The organism is Pseudomonas sp. NMI542_15 (genome assembly GCF_021283425.1).
GTDB classification, from domain to species: Bacteria; Pseudomonadota; Gammaproteobacteria; order Pseudomonadales; family Pseudomonadaceae; genus Aquipseudomonas; species Aquipseudomonas fortuita.
The window spans coordinates 1-3,305 of the sequence record NZ_JAJSRO010000051.1 but is presented as its reverse complement, the minus strand read 5'-3'; the positions used below and the strand labels follow the sequence as shown (position 1 = coordinate 3,305).

Here is a 3,305-nt window from a genome sequence, read left to right as displayed (position 1 = left end):
TTGTCGAACTCAACGACTGCCGAACCGAAAACTTCGGAGCAGACGCGAGTCAGAGCTGCGGTCAGAGTGGTCTTACCATGGTCAACGTGGCCGATAGTGCCGACGTTAACGTGGGGAAGGGAACGATCAAACTTTTCCTTAGCCATCGATACAATCCTCCGCAGAAGAAATAGTCTTGCGCTGATAAAACAAAGGCAGATATTTTCATATCTGCCTTGTTTATATGGAGCTCTTGAGCGGACTTGAACCGCTGACCTCACCCTTACCAAGGGTGTGCTCTACCAACTGAGCTACAAGAGCGAAACACTTTGCGCAAAATCCAGCAAACTTGGAGCGGGTAGCGGGAATCGAACCCGCATCATCAGCTTGGAAGGCTGAGGTTCTACCACTAAACTATACCCGCGGAGCTTGCGGCTCTCGCTAAAACTGGTGGAGGGAGAAGGATTCGAACCTTCGAAGCTCTCGCAACGGATTTACAGTCCGTCCCCTTTGACCGCTCGGGAATCCCTCCAGATGTGGCCGGCATTCTATTTGTCTGCCGCCCCAGTGTCAAGCGTTTTTTCAAATTTTTTCAATCAAATCTGAAACTTAGCTGCTTTGACACCGCTTCCAGTTCTACCACCTGAGTGGTGTTCCCTGTGAAGCGGGCGCCATTCTATCAAGCTATTCACCAGTTGCAATACCCTGGCAGAAAATAATTTTATGTTTTAAGTCTTTGAAATCATTGGAAAGAGCCGAAAGCACCGTTTGGTCCAGCAAACGCTCGCTTTCCGGGGCAACCTTGAGCCAGCGCCCATTTGCTCCAGGCAACTGCCCCACCACTGGCAAAGTGGCAATATCTAGGCTCAGCAAGCGCTGACGCAGTGCATCCAGCTGCTCCTGCCCTGTTACCCCCCCCACCACCAGGCACTCATCACGGCGCCTGGGTGGCGCCGACAGACCCGTTTCACGCAACAGACGGATTTCTTGCTGATTCCCCTTGTACAACGACAGGGGAGCGACTTCCTTGACCTTCAGCGGTGCTTCCTGCTGATGCCAAACGTAATAGAAGATGTTGAGCACCAGTAACAACAGAAACAACCAACGCATAGGCACCTCAATCCAATGGGCAGGCCATGGCCAGACCAACAAAAACCAGGTCAGGGACGACACGCGCCTGCGGCACGGCCTCCCTCACCAGCGGCGCATCGCCCCCGGTGAGGAACACCGTGAATTCATCCCCCCACAGCGCACGCGCCTGCTCGAGCTGCGTACGTGCAAAGCCCTGAAGCATCAACACGCAGCCACGCTCGACCGCTTCGACAGTAGAGCGGCCCGGCGACAAACTGGTCAATGCGCGCTCGGCAGAGTCATCGTCATAACGGATTCGCCGGGTGTGGGTACGCAACTGACTGCGCATCAATGGCATGCCCGGGCAGATGTAGCCACCCAGGTGTTCGCCGTCTGCGGCCACAAAGTCCGCTTTAGCAGCGGTACCAAGGTCGATCACCAGGCAGGCGCCCTTGGCCAGGTGAAATGCACCCAGCGCTGCCAGCCAACGGTCCATGCCCAGACGCTGATAGTCATCATAACCGTTGCGCACACCGGCCATGCGCTGGGCCGGATGCGCAACATGCGCCTGCACGGTAAATGCCTGGGCTATCAACGCACAAAGCGCATCGGTTTCTTCCTCGCTGCGCACACTGACGATGCGGCACCCGGTCAGACGTACCGATGCCAGCGCAGCCACTTCAGCCAGCAGCGCTTGATCGGAATCGACGATCCCGCCACCTTCAATCACTGCATCAGCGGTATGGATTACGCGCCACTTGATGAAGCTATTACCGCAGTCGAGCTCAAGAATCATCACGCAACCTCAAACTGAGCTCACCACCACTGAAGCTCTTTTCAACTCCGTCCACCTCAAGGCGCAAGCCGCCCTGCCCGTCGACGCCAAGAACCACGCCATCAATACGCGTGCTACCGGCAACCAGTGAAACAGTGCGCCCCTGCCACAGGTGCGCCTGCTCCCATTCCTCCTGGAATGCGGCAAAACCGCAACGACGATGGCGTGCCAATTCGTGCTGCAATTGCTGATTGAGCGACGCCACCAGGTGGTTGCGGTCTATCGCCGCACCCAGCTCACGCCGCATTGAGGTCCACTCCTGGTCGACTTGGCCATTGACCTGCATGTTCACATTGATACCGATACCCAGTACCACATGACAGACATCGGCCGGGTCACCCACCAGCTCCAGGAGAATGCCAGTTATCTTCTGCCCGCGAACCAGCACGTCATTGGGCCATTTGAGCCCGACATCCTTTACGCCGAATGCCTGCAGAGTACGCATCACTGCAACACCCACCACCAGGCTCAAGCCTTCGAGCTGGCGCATGCCGCCATCCACACGCAAGACAAGGCTGTAATAGAGGTTTTCGGCAAATGGGCTGACCCATTGCCTGCCACGTCGCCCGCGGCCTGCGCTTTGCCGCTCAGCCAAGACGATAAATGGCGCTACCTGCCCTTGATTGGCAAGCCTCAAGCCTTCGGCGTTGGTCGAGTCGATGATTTCGTGGATGAAAACCGGCCACTGCTCGCCTTCGGCAAACCCGGCGATAGCCTGTGCCTCGAGCAAAGCCAGCGGCGCCGCCAGCTGGTAGCCGCGCCCACGAACCTTGTGAATGGTGAGGTTCAGCTCGCTCTCCAGGTGCTGCAGCTGCTTCCAAACGGCGCTGCGACTCACCCCGAGGGCTGCCCCCAGAGCTTCTCCGGAATGGAACCGGCCATCCTTGAGGAGGTTCAACAACTTCAGCATGCCAGTCTCGACTTGGAATAAGGCAGGCATGATAGCCATGGGCTGTTGGCTTGCATAGGAAAAGGGCCTGCATACCTGGCGTGCGCCCTGCCTTGTGGCAGCGGGCGTGCCCGCGAAACAGGCTGCGCGGTGGATGCCACGGGCTTCGCCCGTGTTCGCGGGGCAAGCCCGCTCCCACAGGGATTCGAGCTGGGCTGAATTTTTTGCCCACAAAGACAAAACCCCTACCTGCATGCGCAGATAGGGGTTTTGCGAAATGAATCTTGACGATGACCTACTCTCACATGGGGAAACCCCACACTACCATCGGCGATGCATCGTTTCACTGCTGAGTTCGGGATGGGATCAGGTGGTTCCAATGCTCTATGGTCGTCAAGAAATTCTGTAGCCAGAATGTCCAGATGGACAGCCCAGCGAATTCGGATATGCGATATTTGTGGTTCGTTGCGAACTTTCGGTTCGTATCATCTTCACCACCGCAATCTGCGTCAGCAAATTGCTTGGGTGTTA

The 3,305-nt window shown here is 56.8% G+C and carries 4 protein-coding genes, 3 tRNA genes and 1 rRNA gene; all 8 read right to left on the bottom strand.

Annotated elements, in window-relative coordinates:
* Positions 1-146, bottom strand: a 146-nt coding sequence (locus LU684_RS30315; protein ID WP_232895364.1) for a GTP-binding protein, incomplete at its 3' end; no start/stop codon positions are given.
* 78 nt (positions 147-224) lie between these two features.
* Positions 225-300: transfer RNA gene (locus LU684_RS30310), tRNA-Thr, on the bottom strand.
* A 29-nt stretch (positions 301-329) separates the two neighbouring features.
* A tRNA-Gly gene (locus tag LU684_RS30305) sits at positions 330-403 on the bottom strand.
* A 24-nt stretch (positions 404-427) separates the two neighbouring features.
* Positions 428-511: transfer RNA gene (locus LU684_RS30300), tRNA-Tyr, on the bottom strand.
* 152 nt (positions 512-663) lie between these two features.
* On the bottom strand, positions 664-1,089 hold the full coding sequence (locus LU684_RS30295; protein ID WP_232895363.1) for a hypothetical protein: 426 nt from the start codon (positions 1,087-1,089) through the stop codon (positions 664-666).
* 7 nt (positions 1,090-1,096) lie between these two features.
* Positions 1,097-1,846, bottom strand: coding sequence for a pantothenate kinase (locus tag LU684_RS30290; RefSeq protein WP_016484645.1), 750 nt, complete (start codon positions 1,844-1,846; stop codon positions 1,097-1,099).
* The gene (gene birA / locus LU684_RS30285; RefSeq protein WP_024718156.1) at positions 1,836-2,795 is read right to left on the bottom strand and encodes a bifunctional biotin--[acetyl-CoA-carboxylase] ligase/biotin operon repressor BirA; all 960 of its coding nucleotides are present in this window, start codon (positions 2,793-2,795) and stop codon (positions 1,836-1,838) included. Before birA ends, LU684_RS30290 begins: the two co-directional genes overlap by 11 nt.
* A 261-nt stretch (positions 2,796-3,056) precedes the next feature.
* Positions 3,057-3,172 (bottom strand): 5S ribosomal RNA (gene rrf, locus LU684_RS30280).
* Between the last annotated feature and the right edge of the window lie 133 nt (positions 3,173-3,305).